Annotated in this window: 17 protein-coding genes and 1 pseudogene; 9 read left to right on the forward strand and 9 right to left on the reverse strand. The window is 69.2% G+C overall.

The window, feature by feature from the left end:
* Positions 1–19: 19 nt before the first annotated feature.
* Positions 20–415, reverse strand: coding sequence for a hypothetical protein (locus tag OG867_RS05165; RefSeq protein WP_406283157.1), 396 nt, complete (start codon positions 413–415; stop codon positions 20–22).
* Complete coding sequence (locus tag OG867_RS05170; RefSeq protein ID WP_406283159.1) at positions 415–2,061, reverse strand: hypothetical protein; 1,647 nt, start codon at positions 2,059–2,061, stop codon at positions 415–417. Before OG867_RS05170 ends, OG867_RS05165 begins: the two co-directional genes overlap by 1 nt.
* A gap of 520 nt (positions 2,062–2,581) precedes the next feature.
* Here OG867_RS05170 and OG867_RS05175 point away from each other — a divergent pair.
* Complete coding sequence (locus tag OG867_RS05175) at positions 2,582–3,556, forward strand: hypothetical protein (protein ID WP_406283161.1); 975 nt, start codon at positions 2,582–2,584, stop codon at positions 3,554–3,556.
* Between the two features lie 199 nt (positions 3,557–3,755).
* Here the strand turns inward: OG867_RS05175 and OG867_RS05180 are convergent, their stop codons facing one another.
* Complete coding sequence (locus OG867_RS05180; RefSeq protein WP_406283163.1) at positions 3,756–4,388, reverse strand: HAD family hydrolase; 633 nt, start codon at positions 4,386–4,388, stop codon at positions 3,756–3,758.
* A gap of 119 nt (positions 4,389–4,507) precedes the next feature.
* On the opposite strand from OG867_RS05180, the gene OG867_RS05185 reads away from it, so the two are divergent.
* Positions 4,508–4,933, forward strand: coding sequence for a class I SAM-dependent methyltransferase (locus OG867_RS05185; protein ID WP_406283165.1), 426 nt, complete (start codon positions 4,508–4,510; stop codon positions 4,931–4,933).
* A gap of 21 nt (positions 4,934–4,954) precedes the next feature.
* Here the strand turns inward: OG867_RS05185 and OG867_RS05190 are convergent, their stop codons facing one another.
* A complete protein-coding gene (locus tag OG867_RS05190; RefSeq protein ID WP_406283167.1) occupies positions 4,955–5,809 on the reverse strand; it encodes an AraC family transcriptional regulator in 855 nt (284 codons plus the stop codon).
* A 106-nt stretch (positions 5,810–5,915) separates the two neighbouring features.
* On the opposite strand from OG867_RS05190, the gene OG867_RS05195 reads away from it, so the two are divergent.
* Positions 5,916–6,287, forward strand: coding sequence for a cupin domain-containing protein (locus OG867_RS05195; RefSeq protein WP_406283169.1), 372 nt, complete (start codon positions 5,916–5,918; stop codon positions 6,285–6,287).
* Between the two features lie 10 nt (positions 6,288–6,297).
* Here OG867_RS05195 and OG867_RS05200 read toward each other — a convergent pair.
* The 3 genes and pseudogenes from OG867_RS05200 to OG867_RS05210 form a co-directional block, all read right to left on the reverse strand.
* Positions 6,298–6,869 (reverse strand): annotated as a pseudogene (locus tag OG867_RS05200) (IS630 family transposase); the annotation flags it as partial.
* A 139-nt stretch (positions 6,870–7,008) separates the two neighbouring features.
* Complete coding sequence (locus OG867_RS05205; RefSeq protein WP_406283171.1) at positions 7,009–7,632, reverse strand: hypothetical protein; 624 nt, start codon at positions 7,630–7,632, stop codon at positions 7,009–7,011.
* 107 nt (positions 7,633–7,739) lie between these two features.
* Entirely contained in the window at positions 7,740–8,237 is a 498-nt protein-coding gene (locus OG867_RS05210; RefSeq protein ID WP_406283173.1) for an ATP-binding protein, read from the reverse strand.
* Positions 8,238–8,390: 153 nt separating this feature from the next.
* On the opposite strand from OG867_RS05210, the gene OG867_RS05215 reads away from it, so the two are divergent.
* The 3 genes from OG867_RS05215 to OG867_RS05225 all read left to right on the forward strand — a co-directional run bounded on the left by OG867_RS05215 (position 8,391) and on the right by OG867_RS05225 (position 10,524).
* Positions 8,391–9,215, forward strand: a complete 825-nt coding sequence (locus OG867_RS05215; protein WP_406283175.1) for a Scr1 family TA system antitoxin-like transcriptional regulator — start codon at positions 8,391–8,393, stop codon at positions 9,213–9,215.
* Complete coding sequence (locus OG867_RS05220) at positions 9,212–9,400, forward strand: DUF397 domain-containing protein (protein WP_406283177.1); 189 nt, start codon at positions 9,212–9,214, stop codon at positions 9,398–9,400. The genes OG867_RS05215 and OG867_RS05220 overlap by 4 nt, the downstream gene beginning before the upstream one ends.
* A 128-nt stretch (positions 9,401–9,528) precedes the next feature.
* The gene (locus OG867_RS05225) at positions 9,529–10,524 is read left to right on the forward strand and encodes a phosphotransferase family protein (protein ID WP_406283179.1); all 996 of its coding nucleotides are present in this window, start codon (positions 9,529–9,531) and stop codon (positions 10,522–10,524) included.
* A 53-nt stretch (positions 10,525–10,577) separates the two neighbouring features.
* Here OG867_RS05225 and OG867_RS05230 read toward each other — a convergent pair whose 3' ends face one another.
* On the reverse strand, positions 10,578–11,969 hold the full coding sequence (locus OG867_RS05230) for a ricin-type beta-trefoil lectin domain protein (RefSeq protein WP_406283181.1): 1,392 nt from the start codon (positions 11,967–11,969) through the stop codon (positions 10,578–10,580).
* A 16-nt stretch (positions 11,970–11,985) separates the two neighbouring features.
* Complete coding sequence (locus OG867_RS05235) at positions 11,986–14,124, reverse strand: RICIN domain-containing protein (RefSeq protein WP_406290771.1); 2,139 nt, start codon at positions 14,122–14,124, stop codon at positions 11,986–11,988.
* A gap of 404 nt (positions 14,125–14,528) precedes the next feature.
* Here OG867_RS05235 and OG867_RS05240 point away from each other — a divergent pair, with 404 nt between their 5' ends.
* The 3 genes from OG867_RS05240 to OG867_RS05250 all read left to right on the forward strand — a co-directional run bounded on the left by OG867_RS05240 (position 14,529) and on the right by OG867_RS05250 (position 18,855).
* The gene (locus OG867_RS05240) at positions 14,529–15,764 is read left to right on the forward strand and encodes a ThuA domain-containing protein (RefSeq protein WP_328902956.1); all 1,236 of its coding nucleotides are present in this window, start codon (positions 14,529–14,531) and stop codon (positions 15,762–15,764) included.
* 135 nt (positions 15,765–15,899) lie between these two features.
* A complete protein-coding gene (locus OG867_RS05245) occupies positions 15,900–18,059 on the forward strand; it encodes a choice-of-anchor A family protein (RefSeq protein WP_406283184.1) in 2,160 nt (719 codons plus the stop codon).
* Between the two features lie 100 nt (positions 18,060–18,159).
* The gene (locus OG867_RS05250) at positions 18,160–18,855 is read left to right on the forward strand and encodes a L,D-transpeptidase (RefSeq protein WP_406283186.1); all 696 of its coding nucleotides are present in this window, start codon (positions 18,160–18,162) and stop codon (positions 18,853–18,855) included.

Below are 18,855 nucleotides of genomic sequence, written 5' to 3' on the forward strand. Positions count from 1 at the left end.
AACTCCACCTATCACCCGCTCAGTTCACCAAGCCGCCGATGGCGTGAGCGAGCGCCTCGCCACTCTGTTGGACCACGCTCCCTACAACAAGGGCGGGAAGGGCCTGCGCGATTCCTCGCAGGGCGCCTACCCGTTCGGCCGGCTCAGCAAGGGAGTTGTCGACACTGGTCGCCATGGCCCGCAGGGCATCCGCATGTTCCAGCTGTGGTTCATTCCGCTCCAGGTCCAGGCGGAATGTGGCCAGTAGCTCGCGTACGGAGTCGATGTCAGTGGCGCCCTCCACCGTCGCGTGTTGATGCACATGCGAGATGTTCTGACCGACGACGTTCTGAAGCGGAGCCATATTGTTGCCGCCGATGCTGATGCCTGCTCCGTGAACGGGCTCGGGTTCCTGACGCCTTCGTCCGATGGCCATCACTTGCCTCCCTGGCTGTTCTGGCTGGTGGAGTTCTGTCCGATGTTGCTGTTGCCGTTCCCCACGACGTTCTGGATGGGCGCGTTGTTGTCGCCGTAGATCTGAATGTTGTTGGTGACAGCAGCCACTTGCTGCTCATAGGCGGTCGTGTCGATCCCGCGCTCCTGCAAGTAGACGGCGACGGCGCGGAAGACGCGGGTCTCCATGAGGACAACATGGCGTTTGGCGTCGTCGCTCTGGTGCATGTCGGACACCTCCTCCGTCGAATACCGGTCGCGGAGACTCACCGGATCCTCTTCCTCAGTGCGCCCTGGAGTGGGTTCCCCTCGTGCGATCTGTGCCACCAGGCGCCAGAGGGTCATCGGGCCCGCGACGGCGTCGAGAACGGACTGCACTGCAAGCCAGCCCATCAGGCGCAGGCCGTTCCGGGCGAGGGGATTCGTCGTCCCTCGCAGTTCGTTGTAGAGCGGAGTGTTCACATGTGGTCGCACGGTGAGGCGCAGTTCGCCGGCTTCAAGTGCGGCGTGGACGAATACGCTGACCACGACCTGTCCGCCCCAGGTGATGCATTGAGCGCGCAGGTAGAGCCGAGACGGCTGGCTGGAGGGCGACTTGCGACCCCGGCCGTTCAGGTCGGGGGCCTCCGGGTCGCCCTCGCGTGTGCGTTGGAGCCAGAGGTGAGAAGGCAGACCCAGAACGCGTTCCATGGAGAATCCTGGGAGCGGGTCCGTTATCTCCCGGACACCGCGCCCCAGTTCGTCGAGGGCCCCGCCCACGCGCCGAAGGAGTTCGGCTTCACCGAACGACTTGACCGGCTCATCCGGGTCCTTGGGCTTCAGCGGGATATTGATGTGGGCGGCACCCCAGTGATCACGTCCAGCACCGACGAAATGCTGTGCAGTGTCGTAGGGAAGCAGCCTGCCCTCCTGGCCCTCCCCTATTCTGTCCATCCTGCTTTTGCGCTTTCCCTTCACCCAGGGCGGCGCGTTCCGGGAGACTTGCGTGCGACTCAGCACGGAGAGTGCCGCTCTCGCAACCAGGCGGTCGGCAACATAGATCATCGCCATCCCCGCGAGATAGCCGAAGGGCGCGACGACCAGGCCCAGCCGCACGGACAGGAAGGTGCTCCATGACGACTCGAACGGCGCCACGGCCAACGCCCACGGGATGAAAAGCGGTACGTAGGACAGGCGCGGACGGCGCGACAGTCGGGTGTTCTTCGACTTGCGCTGCGCGCGGAAAGCCACCCACCTCATGGCAAAGGCTGAGGCGGCGCAGACCATCCACAACGCCGTCGCCCACGGCGACAGGTATGCGGCCGCCCCGAGGAGTAGCGCGAACAGCACTCGACGCAGTCGGCGTCGGCGCCGGGCGCGCAGACTGTGCGCCACCACCGGAACAAGGTCGACACCATAGGAAGGCACAGGCATCGGAGGCCCGTTGAAGATGTGATCGATGATCCATTGCGCCGACGCTTCGCCGAGCGGTGGGCAGTCGTCGCTGCCGTCCAGATAGATGGGTCTTCGAGTGCTGCGACGAGGCTTGTGGGGCGCGGAATTCTTGCCACGCACCTTGCGCCACCACGTCTTGAGAGCGGCAACTCGATCTGGCCGCGCGTAAACCGATTGGCACAGGAACTTCGTCACTTCCGTGGTGGTCGGATCGACCTCGGCCGGCCTCGGAGTGTCCGCCACAGGCTGGGAGCGCTGAACAGGCACTCCGGGCCACCCATGGGTCGCCGAACTGTCGGTCTTCTTCTGCCGGGCTTTGGTACCCCAGGCGACACCCACACTGCTCCCCCGTTCATTGGTACGGCGGGCATCTTCACAAGGAACGACGGGGGCCGCCAGAGCGCAAAGTCGACATCATGTAAGGCCGTTGAGCGAACAATGGTTTGGCGCGTTCTCAGCCACAATGACTATCGCGAGCCGCAGATTGCTGACGTACCCGTCCGGCTGACTCACCCGTGCGACCGGAACTCGATGTTGCCGAGTGGCTTAGAACGCCCTGCTGAGGCTCCATGACCCCGGCGCCGCTCGTACATCGCATTGCGCCGTTTTCTGTACGACCCATCACTACGAGGACTACGGTCGCCTGTTGTCCGTGGCCGATAGGGCTTCCACAAGCCCCTCTCGGTCGCCGCTCCCCATGGTTCAGGAGTCCGACATGCGCGGCAATCCCTCGTATTCTGGCGCCAGGCCGGCCCCGGCTCCGGCAGCCGAACCCCTCACCGCTCCGGAGATCGATGGGATTCTCATCGAGCTTGCCCGTTGCTCGACCGCCCTTGTCCAGGAGTGGCAGGCCGCCCAGCACCGTGCGGAGGAGCTGGACGCGCACAGCGAGAGCGGAATCCAGCGGCGCGTCGAGGGGCAGGAGCCGCCCTACAGCGCTGAGTCCGTGGCACTCTCCGTCCGTCTGACGTTGGCCGTCAGATACGCGAAGGACAGTCGCGACGCCGCGCGGGAGTTCGTCTGCTGGTGGGTGGACGCAGCTGTGACGGCATGGACGGCGGCGGTCCACGAACTGCCGGTCACTCGAGCACGCCTGGGCGCAGCCGCGCCGGACACCTTGTTGGCCGAAGAGGATCCTTCGGTACTGCCCGCCATAGACGAACAGACCTGGACACTTGTGGAGTTGGGGATTTCTCTGGGTGACCCCTGCGTGGCTCCTGGCAGCGACGAAGACACCGCCTCCACGGCCACGGAGCTGGCAGCCCGTTCAGGTCTGTCCCTGCGGCGGAATGCGCACGGGGACGTCGAGGTGACGGAGAACGTCGATCCGGAAGCACGGAGGCGCCGCCTCTGGGGAAACTGCTGGCTCCAGCTCGGCATTCCAGCACTGCCCGGCCCCGGTGACCTCGACGTGCTCCTCGCCCACGCCCCCGGCAAAGTCGGCGAGCGCATCCTGAGTGCCTCCGGGGACGTCGTCCGCGCCTCCATGGCCTCCTTGCGCATGTCGGAGCTGGGAGACAGCGACGAACCCTGGACACCCGAGCAGATCGACGAGTACGACCGCCTCTCCGCCCTGCATGACGAGGTGACGCTGCTTCTCGCCGACTACGCGCACGCGGTCACCGAGAGCCTGCCCACCGTTCGGGCCACACGGAGCGGCCGAGGGGCGCCGACGGGCCAACCGGACTGACTGACAGGTCGAGTCCCAGGGCTGCAACCTGGGGCTGGGCTGCGGAAAGCACCCTCGCTCGCGCCGGCCTGACGGACCGGGCCGAGGCTGAGTCCTGTCCCATGTCGCCAAGCCCGTCGGATGTCCGTGTCGCCGAAGTCGGCCACACGGTGCGCCGGACGTCGGGGCGCTCGAGGACTCCCGCTGTCCGTGGCGTTCGTCAGCCGAGTGCGCGCCTCACCAGCAGGTCCAGCGCCTGCTGGGGGTGGGACAGAACCGCGTCTGCCGGCTCCGTCGCGTCGTACATGTGCCCCCATCGAGCTGCGGCGCTGCGGCTGCCCGCCGCCCCAGCGGCTCTCAGGTCCAAGGGGGAGTCACCGACGTACGCCAGCCGCGGCGTGTCGATGCCGAGCCTGTCCGCAGCAAGCAGGATGCCGTCCGGCGCCGGTTTGGGGCGCTGGATCCGGTCCCCGCCGATGACGAGATCAGCCGCCAGACCTGCGGACCTCAGCAGCATCAGGGCCGCCCGGGTGCTGGCACCGGTGAACACCGCGCGCACCCGCCCCTGCGCACGCAACCCGTCGAAGACCTCGCGCACCCCGGGATAGACGTCTGGTGCAGCGCTTTCCAGCTCCTGGTAGTAGACGTCCGTCTCGTCCGGGGCCAGTTGGCGACCGACAAGGTGCTCCAGGATGACCTCGGGTGTTCCGCGCCAGTAGGCAGCGACGACCTCGGCTGCGTCGACCGATCGGCCGCCCAGCTTCTGCACGGTTCTCACGAATGCCGCGGGCACCACGACGGTGGTGTCCAGCAGGGTTCCGTCCATGTCCCAGAGCAGCTCTTCAATGGCCATTCCAAGATCCTCGCCCGTCGAGAGGCAGGTGATCAAGGCCCCGCACACGGCTCCCGGGGCGGGCGCCAGGCGCGTAAAGGGGTGGGCGGACCCTACCCCCTCTGCCAAAGTGACCGGCCATGACCGCGACGCGGGCCACCGCCCTCTTCGACCAACTGGCCTCGGTGTACGACGAGGTGCTGCCGTTCTTCGCCGGATTCGCCCGACAGCACGTGGAGTGGCTCGCTCCGGGGCCCGGGACCCGGGTGCTCGACCTGGGGGCCGGGCGGGGCGCCCTGACCGGTGCCGCGCTTGCCCGTGGCTGCCGGGTGACGGCGGTGGACTGCGCGCCCGGCATGGTCGAGCGGCTGGCGGCCCAGTACCCGCAGGTGCGCGAGGCGCGGGTGATGGACGTTCACCGGCTGGACTTTCCCGACGGCTCCTTCGACCTCCCGGCCGATGCCCATACCGAGTTCGAGGCCCGAGTGCGGGCGGAGCTGTCCGCCATGGAACCGATCGTGTGCGCGGCCGGTGCGCGCCTCTGGGAGGGCACCACACCGGCCTGACCTCGTGCCGCATCCAACCGGCTAGTCCTCTGACCAAGCAGGTTCGCCGGAGGTAGTGGTGCGCGAGCCGGTGCGAGTGCGCTGGTATCGCGCGGGTGTGGTGCCCACATGGCGTGTGAAGTGTCGGTTTAGGTGGGCTTGGTCGTGCAATCCAACGGCTGTGGCGACCTCGGCGGGTCGGTGGCCGTCGAGGAGGAGACGGCGGGCGTGTTCGATCCGCTTGCCGGTGAGGTAGGCGTGTGGCGGAAGGCCGTACGTCTGCTTGAAGCAGCGGATCAGGTGGGTGGGGTGGGCATGCAGGATGGCTGCGGCCTCGTGCAGGGAAAGGCCGGTGTGAGTCCGCTCGTCCAGTAGTTCCCGCAGCTGAGCGGCGAGCCGGTTTGCCTCACGCCCCGGCGCACGGGGCTGGAGCGCGTCGAGGTGGAGGCGGAGCCGTTCTCGGATGAACGAGAGGCGGGACTCGGCTTCGAAGCCGTCTCCGGGATGGGCGAGAGAGGTGTGCAGCTGGTCGATCCGGCCGCGCAACTGTTCATCGTCGAGGACCGGAGTGTCCGCCGCCCGGCTGGCCAAATGCTGTGGAAGTACGGAGTCGTCGAGGTAGAGGTTGCGCTTGCGGAACCCGGATGCGGTGACGGTTCGTCCGTCGTGGGGGATGCCGGGAGGCAGCAGGAGGACGCTGGTGCTGCCGGTCGCCCCGTGGCGGTGACGGTCGAGTGCGAAGTCCACTGAGCCGTCGTCGAGGATCATCAGGTCCCACGTGTCGTGAGTGTGGGCCTGGTATGCGTGGTCGGTGAAGTGGGCGTGGAAGACCTCGGCGATTCCGGGGACCGGCGGCCGCCAGGCGCTGATGAGCGTGCGAGGGCGGTCAGAGGCCATGCCAGGAACGTACAAGACCCGCGGATTCTTCGCGCGGCACGCTCATGGCACCGGCCGGAGGACCGACAGGTTCCTCCTGGTGCCCGGTCCTGAGGAGGAATGACGTATGTCCACGTCAGCTGTTCCCGTCAACCTCGCCGAGAGGCTCGCGCAGTTCAGCGAGCTGTGGTCGCAGAAGAAGGTGGCGGTGCTCAACGACTACGAGGTCAAGCTGGCCAAGCTGAAGGGGGAGTTCGCCTGGCACACCCACGCGGACACCGATGAATTGATCATGGTCATCAGCGGGCGGCTCACCATCCGGCTCAGGGATGGCGATGTGGTGTTGGAATCCGGCGAACTGTTCGTCGTCCCCCGTGGGGTCGAGCACTGCACTGCGGCGGAGGAAGAGACCGCGATCCTGTTGCTCGAACCGGCGGGAACGCTGAACACCGGTGATGCGGGAGGGCCGATGGCCAAGGCAGCCGAGATCCTCGACTGAGGGTGCGGCGTCAAGCTGCGGCCTTGAGTGGTCGTCCACCCCAGCGAATGCCCTTCTCGCTCCGGGCGCGGGCGCGTTCACGTCGTTGGGCGGCCAAGACGTCGGCGTGAAGCACAGCTCGACCTTGTTGCGAGACGCCCAGCACAGGATGCGCGTGTTCTTGTGGGCGGACAGGTTGTCCAGGATCACGTAGATCGGGGCGCCGTCCGGGCGGGCCGCGCGGATGCTCTTGAGCGCGGTCCAGGTCGGGGCGATGCCCTTGCGGCGCCGGTTGGCGCCCCACAGGGTGTCGTCGCCAACTGAGTAACAGCCGTGGAAGTACGTGATCCCGTGGGTGCGGTGGAAGGTCGCCGGCAGCCGGTCCGGCCCGCCCTTCTTCGCCCAGCTGGCTCCGGTGGGACCGATGCCGGGCGGCCCGAATTCGTCGAAGGCGAACGTGCGATCGGGCCGCTCGTTGATCGCGTACTCGATCCGGCCCAGCTTGGCGTCGGAGTCCGGGTCTCTGGATTCCTTCCAGGTCTTGGTCCGTTGGAACGTAACGCCGCGACGACGGAGCAGGCAGCGCAGAGCCTCGCGACCAACTCGGTGAACCTTTGGGTCAGCGCGCTAGGTCCTGTCGTCACATTCCCGTCGTCCGCCCGGAGGGCGGGCCGGGCGGCGTCAGGTGCGGCGAGAGTGCGTGCATGGCGTCGCCCGGCAGACGGGAATGTGACGACAGGACCTAGCGCCCCGGCCAATGCGGGTTCGGCATGCCGTCTTCGCCCATGTGGGCGCGCCGCCACAGCCCCGTCCAGTTGTACGGGGTCTGCGGGACCACCGGGTGCCGCTGACCGCACGGGCAGGGCGCCAGCACCCACGCGCACCCGGGGCACAGCTCCACCCAGCCGTGCCCGGAGGAGTGCGACACCGGTGGTCTCTCGTCCCCGCAGGCGGGGCAGCCGGGGAGGTCGGCGCCGTCCAGCAGCGCGTTCTGCCGCCGGACGTACTCGGGAAGCCGCAGCGACGGATGGCGGAACGGGTCCTCGTACCAGCCGCGCTTCGGGCTCTCCGACCAACTCCGCAGCCACCACGGCCGCGGGCTCGCCACGACCCGCCGCCCGGCCCGCTTCTCCGCCCGGCGTTGCGCGGCGTACTCCTCCGCCCGCGCGAGCCACAGCACCCGCGCCTCGTGCAGTTCCTCCACCGCCCGCCCGAGGGCGTCCGGGTCCGCCTCCAGCCGCCGGGGGATCGCGGCGCTGAGCGTGAGGTGGTGGTACGTCGCCCGCAAGCCGTACGGAGCGAAGACGGTGAGGCAGGTCCGCAGCGCGCTGTGCCGGCGGTGGGCGGGGAGACCGGCATCGTGCACGTGCGCTCGGTGGGTCAGGAAGCTGGTCATCACTTGGCGGCCAGGTCCAGGGACACCACGCCGTTCACGTACGCCGCCTGTGCCGTCTTCGTTCCCATGCCCCCACGCTAATTCGCGCCGCCGACCGTCAGGTCGTACTCCGCCCACACCGTCTTCCCCGGCGCCTGCGTCCTCGGGTACCAGCCCCAGCGCGTGGCCAGGCCCTCGACCAGGAGCAGGCCGCGGCCGTCGTCCGCGAGGCCGGCGGCCGGGAGCTTGCCGGGGCGGGGTGGGACGCGTTCGCCCCGGGTGTCGGTCACCTCGATGCGGGCCGTCGGGCCGGGGCGCTCCACGAGGCGCAGCAGCAGGTGGAAGTCCCTGCCCTGTACGTGGCCGTGGCGCACCGCGTTCGCCGTCAGCTCCGCCGTGATCAGGACGACCGCTTCGTGCGTCTCCGTCCCGTACGGCAGACCCCAGGCGTCCAGCCGGACCGCCGACAGACGGCGGGCCAGCCTCGCGCCCCGGGGCGTGGAGGTGAACCTCATGTCGAAACTCGGGGTGCCCAAGTGAGGGAAGTTGAGGGTGTGTTGCGTGGGGCGGTGGGGGCTGTCGATGTTGCTCGTCATGACCACGAGACTCCTCTCCGTGGCGTAGCGTGACCAGTGGTGACGCACCGACGCGATCTCCTTGTACGCGCGCTGTCGGCACCAGTACGTGGAACACGGCGCGATCGAGCGAGGCAGGGTGCGATGACGGCTGAGCGGGTGGACCCCGGGGAGATGGACGCCGCCCAGGCGGCGGACAAGGCGGGCCAGGATGTGGTCATTGCCTTCGGGCAGAGCCTGAAGACCTTACGCGTACGGGCGGGCATGCAGCGGGACGAGCTGGGCCGCCGTCTGGGGTACTCGGCGTCGACCATCGCCTCCTTCGAACAGGGCCGGAGGATTCCGCCGCCGAGGGCGATCGACCAGGCTGACAAGGAGTTGGGCGCGGACAACCTGCTGACGGTGTGGAAGGAGCCGGTGGAGAACGCGCAGTACCCGGTGTTCTTCCAAGGCATGGCCCAGTTGGAGAAGCACGCGATCGAGCTGCTGTCGTACGACACGCTGGTTGTGAAGGGGCTCCTTCAGACAGAGGAGTACATGCGGGCGGTTCTCGCTCTCCGGCGTCCTGTTCTCGACACGGAGATCATCGAGCAACGAGTGACGGCCCGACTGGCACGGCAGGAGATCTTCGACCGCCGCCCCGCGCCGCTCCTCAGCTTCGTCATGTGCGAGTCGGTACTGCGCCGGAGGTTCGGCGGCACCGAGGTACTGCGGGGCCAGTTGGAGCATCTCCTCCTGGTCGGCCAGCGGCGAAACGTGGAGCTTCAGGTCATGCCGCTCGACTCGGTGGAGAACTCGGGTGTGGACGGGCCATTCACCGTAGTCACTCGCGAGGACGGCAAGAAGTTCCTGTACGTCGAGGCACAGGGGACGAGTTCGCTGGAGACGGACCCGAAGCAGGCTGCGCTGGCCGCAGCGCGCTGTGGGATCATCCGTTCGCAGGCTCTCACCCCGCGAGAGTCACTGGCGTTCATCGAGAAGTTGCTGGGAGAGCTATGAACAACGCTGAGCCCCTTGCCTGGTTCAAGAGCAGCTACAGCGGAGCCGAAGGCGGCGACTGCATCGAGGTCGCGGCCGGTGCGGGCGCCGTGCATGTCCGTGACTCCAAGGTCACGGCCGGACCCGTCCTCCACCTGTCGCGCGACGCCTGGGCCGGGTTCGTCGGACTCGCCACGGCGAAGTAGTACAGGCGGCGTCTGTACGCGCCAGAGCCCTGCCGGTCCGGGGTGGACCGGCAGGGCTCTGGCGTGTGCGGGTGAGCGGTCTGGGGCGCCGGCCGTCGGGCCACTTCGGCGGATAGGGTCGGCGAATCATGGACTATTCACCGATCGACCGGAGTCCCGGAGAATTCCAGCGAGCCCTGAGCGCGGCCGAGATCAAGGCCGTCGTGCGGGCGGCCTTCGGCGACGGGGCGGTCGTACGGGCGGCGGCCGAACTCGCGGGTGGCTACTACAACAACACGTACAGGATCGACCTGGCCGGTGACGACCGGCCCGTCGTGCTGCGGGTCGCGCCGGAGCCGGACCGCCAGGCCAAGGCCGATCCCGAGATGATGCGCAACGAGCACGCCGGGGTGCCGTATCTGGCGCCGGTGACGGGGCTGCTGCCGCGTACGCTCGCGATCGACTTCACCCATCAGGTGATCGGCCGGGACTACATGTTCCAGACGTTCCTGACCGGTGTGCCCGCCGGAGAGGCGCTCACCACGTACCCGGAAGCCGCGCGGGGTGCGTACTTCCGTCAACTGGGTGACATCACACGTACCGTGCACGGTGTACGCGGACCGGGGTTCGGCCGGGTCGCCGGCCCGGTGCACGGCCGGTGGAGCGAGGCGCTGTTCACCTGGTTCGATCACGCGTGCGCGGACCTCACCGACGCCGGGCTCGACGCCCGTGACATCACGAGGCTGGTCCGGCTGGCCGACCGTGAGCGCGCCGTGCTCGACGAGGTCACCGAGCCGCGCCTGCTGCACGGGGACCTGTGGGTGGGGAACACCATGCTGGCCGAGGCGGCGCCGGAGCCGTTGATCACGGGTGTCTTCGACTGCGACCGGCTCTGGTGGGGCGACCCGGAGGCGGACTGGCCGATCTACCTGGCGCTGCGCAAGCCTGGCGGCGAGCGCGATGCCTTCTGGGGGACGTACGGGCGGGTGGGCCGGACCGAGAGCGCCCGGTGGCGCGCGCTCGTCTACGAGGCCAGGCACGCCACCGCGCTGCTGCACGAGTTCCACCGGCTCGGCCTGGCGGACAGGGTGGCCGAGACGTACGGCGAGATCCGCGACCTCTCCGACCGGCTGGCCATGCATTGACGCGGGCCCGGCTCCCCTCGTACAGGCAGCCGGGCCCGGTCACGCGCCTGCCGTCAGGCCAGCGTCCAGGACTGGTTCGCCGTGCCGCCGCACGTCCAGATCTGGAGCTGGTTGCCGTCCGTGGTGCTCCAGTCCGTGACGTCCAGGCACTTGCCCGAACCGGCGTTCACCAGGCTGCCGTTGGCGCCCGTCGTCCAGGACTGGGCGGCGGAGCCGTTGCAGTCGTAGAGCTGGACCTTCGTGCCGTTGGCGGTGCCGGCCGCCGCGACGTCGAGGCACTTGCCGAGGGCGCGGAAGGTGGTGCCGTTGCGGGTCCACTGCTGGGCCGATGTGCCGTTGCAGGTGTAGAGGTCGACCTTTGTACCGTTGGCGCTGTTGGCGCCGGCGACGTCGACGCACTTGCCGCCGTAGCCCTTGATGGCGGTGGTGCCGGCCGGTGGGTCGACGGGGCCGCCGCCGCCCGTGATGGCCTTGAAGGTGTTGGTGAACTGCCAGGTGCTCTGGGGGGTGCCGCTCTGGCCCTGGTTGTCGCGGCCGAGGGACCAGAAGGTGAGTTCCTGGATGCCCTTGCTCGCGGCGAAGGCTTCGAGTTCCTGGGCGTCCTGGACGGTGAAGACCTCGGCGGCGGTGTCGTTGACGCCGATCATCGGGCAGTTGCCCTCCATCGCCCAGAGCTGGGCGGAGGACTTGTCGGTCCAGATCTGACCGAGCTGGGTGTGCAGCCCGTTCGCGGCGCTGATCGCGGCCTGGCCCATGTCCATGGCGGGGCCGTAGTCCATGGTCATGATGTTGACCAGGTTGACGTTCAGGTTGTGGCTCTTGGCGTTCTTCAGGAGCGCGATGCCGTTGGACTCCAGGCCGCTGGGGCTGACCGGGAGGGTGAAGTCGACGTCCAGCTTCCGGCCCTGGGCCGCGTAGTCCTGCTGGAGGTTGGCCAGCGCCTGGTTGCGGCGGTCGTTGGCGGCGGTGTTGTCGAGGGTGCCGCCCTCGATGTCCAGGTCGATGCGGGTCAGGTTGAACTGGTCGATGACCTTCTTGTACTGGGCCTGCATCGCGGAGACCGAACTACAGGAGGCGAGTTCGCTGCCGCTCGCGCCGCCGAAGGAGGCGATGACGTCGCCGCCGACCGCGCGGAGGCTGTTGATCGCGTTGTTCCAGCCGGAGTCGGTGACCGGGGTGTCGCCGTTGATGGTGGCGTTGCAGGTGCCCTGGCTGACGATGAAGGCGAGTGTGTAGTACTTGTTGCCGGTCGCGTTGTACGCGTTCATCAGGCTGGACGGGCTGTTCCACATCTCCGCGTACGGGGCCGCGTAGTGCGCGGGGAAGCCGGGGCCGGGGTTGGCGGCGGCGGAGGCGGGGGCGGCGGCCGTGGCGACCAGGCCGGCGGCGGCCAGCGGCACGACGCCGAGCAGGGCGGTGAGCCATCTGCTGCGGGATCTGGGCATGGGGGGTCCCTCCGGTTTACGGGTAGGTGGTGAGGTACGCGACGTTGTTGCTCGGTGTGACCGTCGCCCCGGTGCTGTTGATGATGTGGCTGATCGTTCCGGCGCCGCCGAGGACGACGGTGACCATGTCGTGGAACTTCACGCCGGAGGTCTGGGGCCCCTCGAAGGAGTGGTCCTCGACCACCGACGGGTTGACGTTGAAGTACGCGTAACTGCCGAGCCCCCACGCTTCGTGGCTGGTCACGGACGCGCCGACCTTGTACGCCGGGTAGCCGTTGGTGTTCCCGTTCTTCCAGGCGCTCTGGTTGGGCGGGTCGTAGGGCAGCTCGTTCTGGAAGAAGTACGTGCGCCCGCCGTTGCCGTTCCAGATGACCTGGGTCTTCTGGTAGTGCTCCACGAACAGCCCGTACGCGGTGACGTTCTGGCCGTTGACGACGAGCCCGGTGTCGGCGGTGTTGGTGTTCCAGCCGACCGTGCCGCCGTTGCCGTGGTCGGCGCGCCAGATCCAGGTGTGGTCGATGATCGTGTTGCTGGTGTTGACGACCAGCGACTGGGTGGCCTTGCCGACGGTGGCGCCGCCGATGCGGAAGAACACGTCGTTGAGCGTGACGGGGTTGGCGGCGTGGTTCGCGGACGAGCCGTCGGGGCCGATCCGCATCAGGGTCTGGGAGTTGGTCGTACCGGCGTCGACCAGGACTCCGGCGATCTTGATGCCGTCCACGTCGGCGGTGGTGAGTGCGGTGATGCCGTTGTCCGGGATGAGCGTGGCGAGGCCCATGCCGAGGACGACGGTGTCGGGGCGGGTCACGTTGAGCGTCTGGTCGAGGTGGTAGACGCCGGGGGTGACGAGGAGGTTCTTGCCGGCGGCCAGCGCCGCGTTCATGTCGGCCGCGCTCGCGCCGGGCTTCGCGATGTAGAAGTCGTCCAGCGGCAGCGAGGAGCCCGCCTGGTTCTTGTCGCTCCAGGTGGTGGCCGAGGCGTTGGTCTGCGCGGCGGGGACGAACACCTTCCAGGCGCCCGCGTCGTCCACGTACAGGAAGGGCTTCTCGCGGTTGACCGGGGCGGAGGCGACGGTGGTGTAGGTCGGGAAGGACTGGGCGGGGGCGCCCTGGTCGCCGACGAAGACCATGTTCCAGTTGGAGCCGGACCAGGAGCCCATCCGGGTGTTCTTGGTCAGGAACTGCTGCTGGCTGCCCGACTGGATCTGGCCGTCGACCTTCGAGTCGGAGATGAAGCCGCCACTGGACCAGCCGCCGTCGTCCAGCTTGAGGTTCCCGCGCACGTGCATGCGCCGGTACGGTGCCGCCTGCGAGACGGCCCAGCGGTCGCTGCCGCCGTTCGGCGTGACCGACAGGTTCTCCGCGTCGCGCCAGAAGTTCTGGGTGGCGTTGCCCTGGAACCAGTCGGCCTCGGCGTGGACGGCGCCGTTGATGTTCACCGCGTCCGGGGAGAGGCCGAGGCCGGCGACCTGGGTGTAGAAGCCGACGTTGACGTCCGCGCTGTACGTGCCCGGCTTGAACAGGACCGCGTAGCGCTGGGAGCCGAACTGGTTGGACTGCTGCTGGCTGAAGATGCTGTTCAGCCTGGACTGGATGGACGAGGCGGACATCGACGGGTCGAAGATCACCGTGTTCGGGCCGAGGTCCGGGTTGTTCCCCGTGGGCGGGTTCGTGGGGTCCGTCGGGTCCACGGCGCCGGAGAAGCTCCACTTCTGGTTGCCGGTGCCCGCGCAGTCCCAGACCTGGAGCCGGGCGCCGTCCGCGTTGCTGTTGTCCTTGATGTCCAGGCACTTGTTCGCGGCGGTGTTGACCAGGTCACCGGCGGAGGTCAGCCGCCACTTCTGGCTGGCGACGCTCCCGTAACAGGTCCACAGGTGGACGGCGGTGCCGTTGGCCGTGCCGTTCGCGGCCAGGTCCAGGCACTTGCCCTTCGCGGTGAGCGAGCCGTCGCTGTTCAGGGTCCAGCTCTGGTTCTGGCTGCCCGGGTAGCAGGTCCACATCTGGGCGAGCGTGCCGTCGGCGGTCGAACCGCCGGTGACGTCCAAGCACTTGCCGTTGCCGGTGTTGGTCAGGGCGCCGGGGGTCGCGGCTCCGGCGGTTCCCGAGCCGAGGGCGACCAGGGCCCCCGCGGCGGCCAGCAAGGCGGACAGCGCCATGGCCAGGGGTACGGTGCGCCGTCTGCGGCGGCGGTGGGGCGGATGAGGCATGGGGAGCCTTCCTGTGGCGGGCGGGGAGAAGGAAGTCAGGTGCATGACAGCAAACACGTCCGGCCTTATTTCAAGCCGTGAAGCTAGAGGCGTCATCGGCCACCCGTCAACCCCCTTGCGCAGGACGGTATTTCAACCTCTGTAGACACTCCGCCCGCGATCACGGGAAACCGCGGCATCCTCGTACGCCTTCTGAAGTCGCAGCTCAGCTGCGCTGACATGCAGCGTTCGAGTTGTGCGCGAATTTCTGCCAGGAAGGTTTCCTGACAGATGCCTTGACGGGCTGTCGTGTACACGCGCAGACTCCGGTCTGCTCAGCCGCTGCGCTCCACCGCCCACCTCTGGAGTCCCCCATGCGCGTCAGACACGGCACCGCACTTCTGCTCCGGCTCCTCGCCCTGGCCGCCCTCGTGCTCGGCCTGCAAGCCGCCCCGGCGCACGCCGCCCCCGCCGCCGGTACGTTCCGGGTGCTGGCCTTCTACGACGGTACGTACGACGCGGCGCACATCAGCTTCGACCACGAGGCGAACACCTGGTTCGCCCAGCAGGGCGCCGCCCACGGCTTCACGTACACCGCCACGACCGACTGGAACCGGCTCAACAGCTCCGAACTGGCCGGCTACCAGGTGGTGATGTTCCTCGACAACTACCCGCACACCGCCTCGCAGCGCTCCGCCTTCCAGACGTACGTGCAGAACGGCGGCGGGTTCGTCGGCTTCCACGTGTCCGCGTTCAACACGGACACCAGTGACTGGCCCTGGTATCACAACACCTTCCTGGGCACCGGCACGTTCCGCTCCAACACCTGGGGGCCCACGCAGGAGACGCTGCGCGTGGACGACCCCGGGCACCCGGCCACGGCGGGGCTCCCGGCCACCATCACCTCGTCGGTCAGCGAGTGGTACAGCTGGCAGAACGACCTGCGGAAGAACCCCGCGATCGACGTGCTCGCCTCCATGGCGCCCTCGACGTTCCCCATCGGCACCGACCCCAACCAGACCTGGTACAGCGGGGATTACCCGATCGTGTGGTCGAACCGCGACTACCGGATGGTCTACAACAACTTCGGCCACAACGCGATGGACTACGCGACGAACACCGCCCTCTCCTCCACCTTCGTGAGCGCCCGGCAGAATCAGCTCCTGCTCCAGGAGATCGCCTGGGCCGCCGGGCAGGACGGCGGCCCGGTCACCCCGCCCGACGGCGCCACCGGCCGGATCACCGGCTACGGCGGCACGTGCGTCGACGTGGCGGGCGCGAGCTCCGCCAACGGCACGGCGGTCCAGCTCTACGACTGCAACGGCTCCGGGGCCCAGCGGTGGACGACCGGCGCCGACGGCACGCTGAGGGCGCTCGGCAAGTGCCTGGACGTCGCCGCGGCCGGGACCGCGAACGGCGCGAAGGTGCAGCTCTACGACTGCAACGGCTCCGGGGCGCAGGTCTGGCAGCACCGGAGCACCGGCGAGCTGCTGAACCCCGCGTCCGGGAAGTGCCTGGACGCGACCGGGCCCAGCTCGGCGAACGGCACCCGGCTCCAGCTCTGGACCTGCTACGGCAGCGACAACCAGCTCTGGACCCTCCCGGCCTGACGGAGCGGCCTGACCGGGTGGCCCGGATGGACGGGGCGGCCCCCGCCCCCATCCGGGTGGCCCCGTCCCGCCGCCCGGCGCAACGGCTCGTGTCGCGCGCGCGGAGCGGGGGCCCGGGCCGCCCAGGATGCCGCCATGAAACCCATGCCCAAGCGCCTGACCGCGCTGCGCTCGCGCGCCCGCACCACGGGTGCGGCCTGCGCCGTCCTGGCGGCCGTCGTCCCCGCCTTCACGTTTGGCCTAGGCGCGACTCCGGCCGCCGCGGCTCCCCTGCCCGGCGGGCTCGGGCCCTGTGTGCCGGGCGACTGCCCGGACCCGTTCCCCGACGTCAACAACGGGCCGATCGCCGGCCGGGACGACGCGATCAACATCTTCGTGGGCGACGACTTCCTCGTCCGGGGGCGGGCGGCGGAGGCCGAGGGCCGGGTCGTCGTGCTGGACGACTTCGACCAGAACAAGGACACGCAAGGGAGCTCGCTGTACAACCTCGGGATCGTCGGGGTCGGCTCGCGCGTCGCGCCGCCCGTCGACTCGGACTTCCTGGCCGCCGGCGGGGACGTGACCATCGCCGCCGGGCAGACCCTGGACACGACGGGCGGCCTCGTCGACGAGCTGGGCACCGTGCGCTACGCGGGCGCGCTGACCGGGACCGTCACCGGGACGACCGTCCAGGACGACGACGCGACGGCCCCGTACGTGGGTCTGCGCGACGAGCTCACGGCGGCCAGCCAGTGCTACGCGCGGCCGGACGGCACGACCCGGACGCCCACCGGGACCGCGGTCAACGAGGGCTACCGGACGCTGTTCACCGGCGACGGGTCGTCCGACCTCCAGGTGTTCAACGTCGACTTCGACCTGGTCAACCCGAGCTCCCCCAACGGAAGCCAGTCCATCGAGTTCGCGGGCATCCCCGACGACGCGACGGTCCTGGTCAACGTGGTCGGGACGAACCGGGTCATCAACACCACCAGCGGGAGCGACACGCTGGGCCAGTACCGCGAGCGGCTGCTGTGGAACCTGCCCGACGCCACCACGGCGTCCTTCGAGGGGTCCGGGCAGTTCCAGGGCAGCGTGCTGGTGGGTGAGCAGGCTTCCATGACCACCGTGAGCCTGCCCGGTATGAACGGCAGGTTCTTCACCACCGGCTCGCTCACCCACACCAGCGACAACGCCGGGGTGGAGTTCCACGCCTACCCGTTCGACGGCGACCTCCCGGACTGCGGTGGTCCGCAGCCGGTGACGGGCGCGGTGAGCGTGCTGAAGACCGACGCCGACACCGGAGCCCCGCTCGCGGGGGCCGACTTCGAGCTGTGGCGCGAGACCAACGACACGCCCGGCCTCCAGACCGACGGTGCCGACCCGGACACCCAGGTCTCCGACTGCACCACCCCGGCGAACGGTGTCTGCTCCGACACCACGACCGTGGGTACGTACTACTGGCGCGAGACCGCGGCCCCGGACGGCTACGAGCTGCCCGACCCGAACGTCTTCGGACCGCTCGTCCTCACCCAGGACAACGCGGACCAGGGCGTCCAGGTCGAGGCCGTCAACAGCCAGTCGCCCGTGCCGCCGGTGACCGGTGAGGTCCGCGTACGCAAGACCGACGCCGACACCGGAGCCCCGCTCGCCGGAGCCGACTTCGAGCTGTGGCGCGAGACCAACAACACCCCGGGTCTCCAGACGATCGGCATCAACCCCGACACCCACGTCTCGGACTGCACCACCCCGGCGAACGGCGTCTGCACCGCGACCACGATCCCGGGCACGTACTACTGGCGCGAGACCGAGGCCCCCGACGGCTACGAGCTGCCCGACCCCAACGTCTTCGGGCCTCTCACCCTCACCGAGGACAACGCCGAGGACGGTGTCCAGGCCGAGGCCGTCAACTGCAAGGAGCCGGTGCCGCCGGTGACCGGTTCGCTGACGCTGGACAAGACGGACGCGAAGAACGGGGAGCCGCTGCCCGGGGCCGTCTTCGAGCTGTGGCGCGAGAGCAACGACGTGCCCGGGCTTCAGACGGGCGGGGCGAACCCCGACACCCTCGCGGACGCGGGCTGCTCCACCGACCAGGACGGGCAGTGCACCTTCGACGACCTGCCGCTCGGTGAGTACTACCTCCGCGAGATCGCCGTCCCGGAGGGGTACGTCCTCCCGGCGAACCCCGTCTCGGGTCCGTACGAGGTGACGGAGGAGAACAGCGGGGAGGGCGTCACCGTGGACCTGGCCAACCACCGCGGTGAGCCCTGCAAGGGCAAGGACTGCAAGGACGACACGCACAAGGCCGCGCGCGGCTGACACGGTCACCCGCCCGGCCGCCCACGCGTGGGCGGCCGGGCTTTTCTGCTGATTGGCTCGGCATTACACCGTTTCCGTTGATCCCGCAGGAGGTCCGGCCGTGCCCCGTCCCCACCGCCTCATCGCCGCCGTCGTCGCCACCGCGGCCACGGCGCTGCTGTGCACCGCGGCCCCCTCGGTCGCCTCCCCCGGCCGCGACGCCGCGTGCACCGCCCCGGCCGGGCCGTACCAGCGGCAGCTGGAGACCCACCTCGGGCTGCCCGTGGACGGCCGTCAGTCCGACGCCGACTGCCGGGCGATCCGGTCCTTCCAGACCGGGCAGGGCCGCCCGCACCCGGACGGGTTCGCCGACCTCGGCACGTACCGCGCGATGCTCGCGGTCGAGGCCGCGCCGGACCCGAACGCCGCCGGGAACTGCCCGGTCGAGACCGGCCGGGTGACCTGCGTCGACATGGACCGCCAACTGCTGTGGGTACAGAAGGGGAAGAAGGTCGTGTTCGGTCCCGTGCCCATCCGTACGGGTCGCGACGCCGAGGAGACGCGGCCGGGCCGCCACACCGTCTACTGGCGCGACCGCGACCACGTCTCCGACCTCTACGACGACGCCCCCATGCCGTACTCGCAGTTCTTCGACGGCGGTCAGGCGCTGCACGGACACCCGGGCGACCTGTACGACGGGGGCGGGTCGGCGGGCTGCGTCAACCTGACGGTGGACGACGCGGCGAAGCTGTGGGGTCTGCTCGCGCTCGACGACGTCGTGTACGTCTGGGGGGTGAAGCCCGGGACCGCCGGCTGA

Source organism: Streptomyces sp. NBC_00209, from assembly GCF_045206345.1.
Taxonomy (GTDB): Bacteria; Actinomycetota; Actinomycetes; order Streptomycetales; family Streptomycetaceae; genus Streptomyces.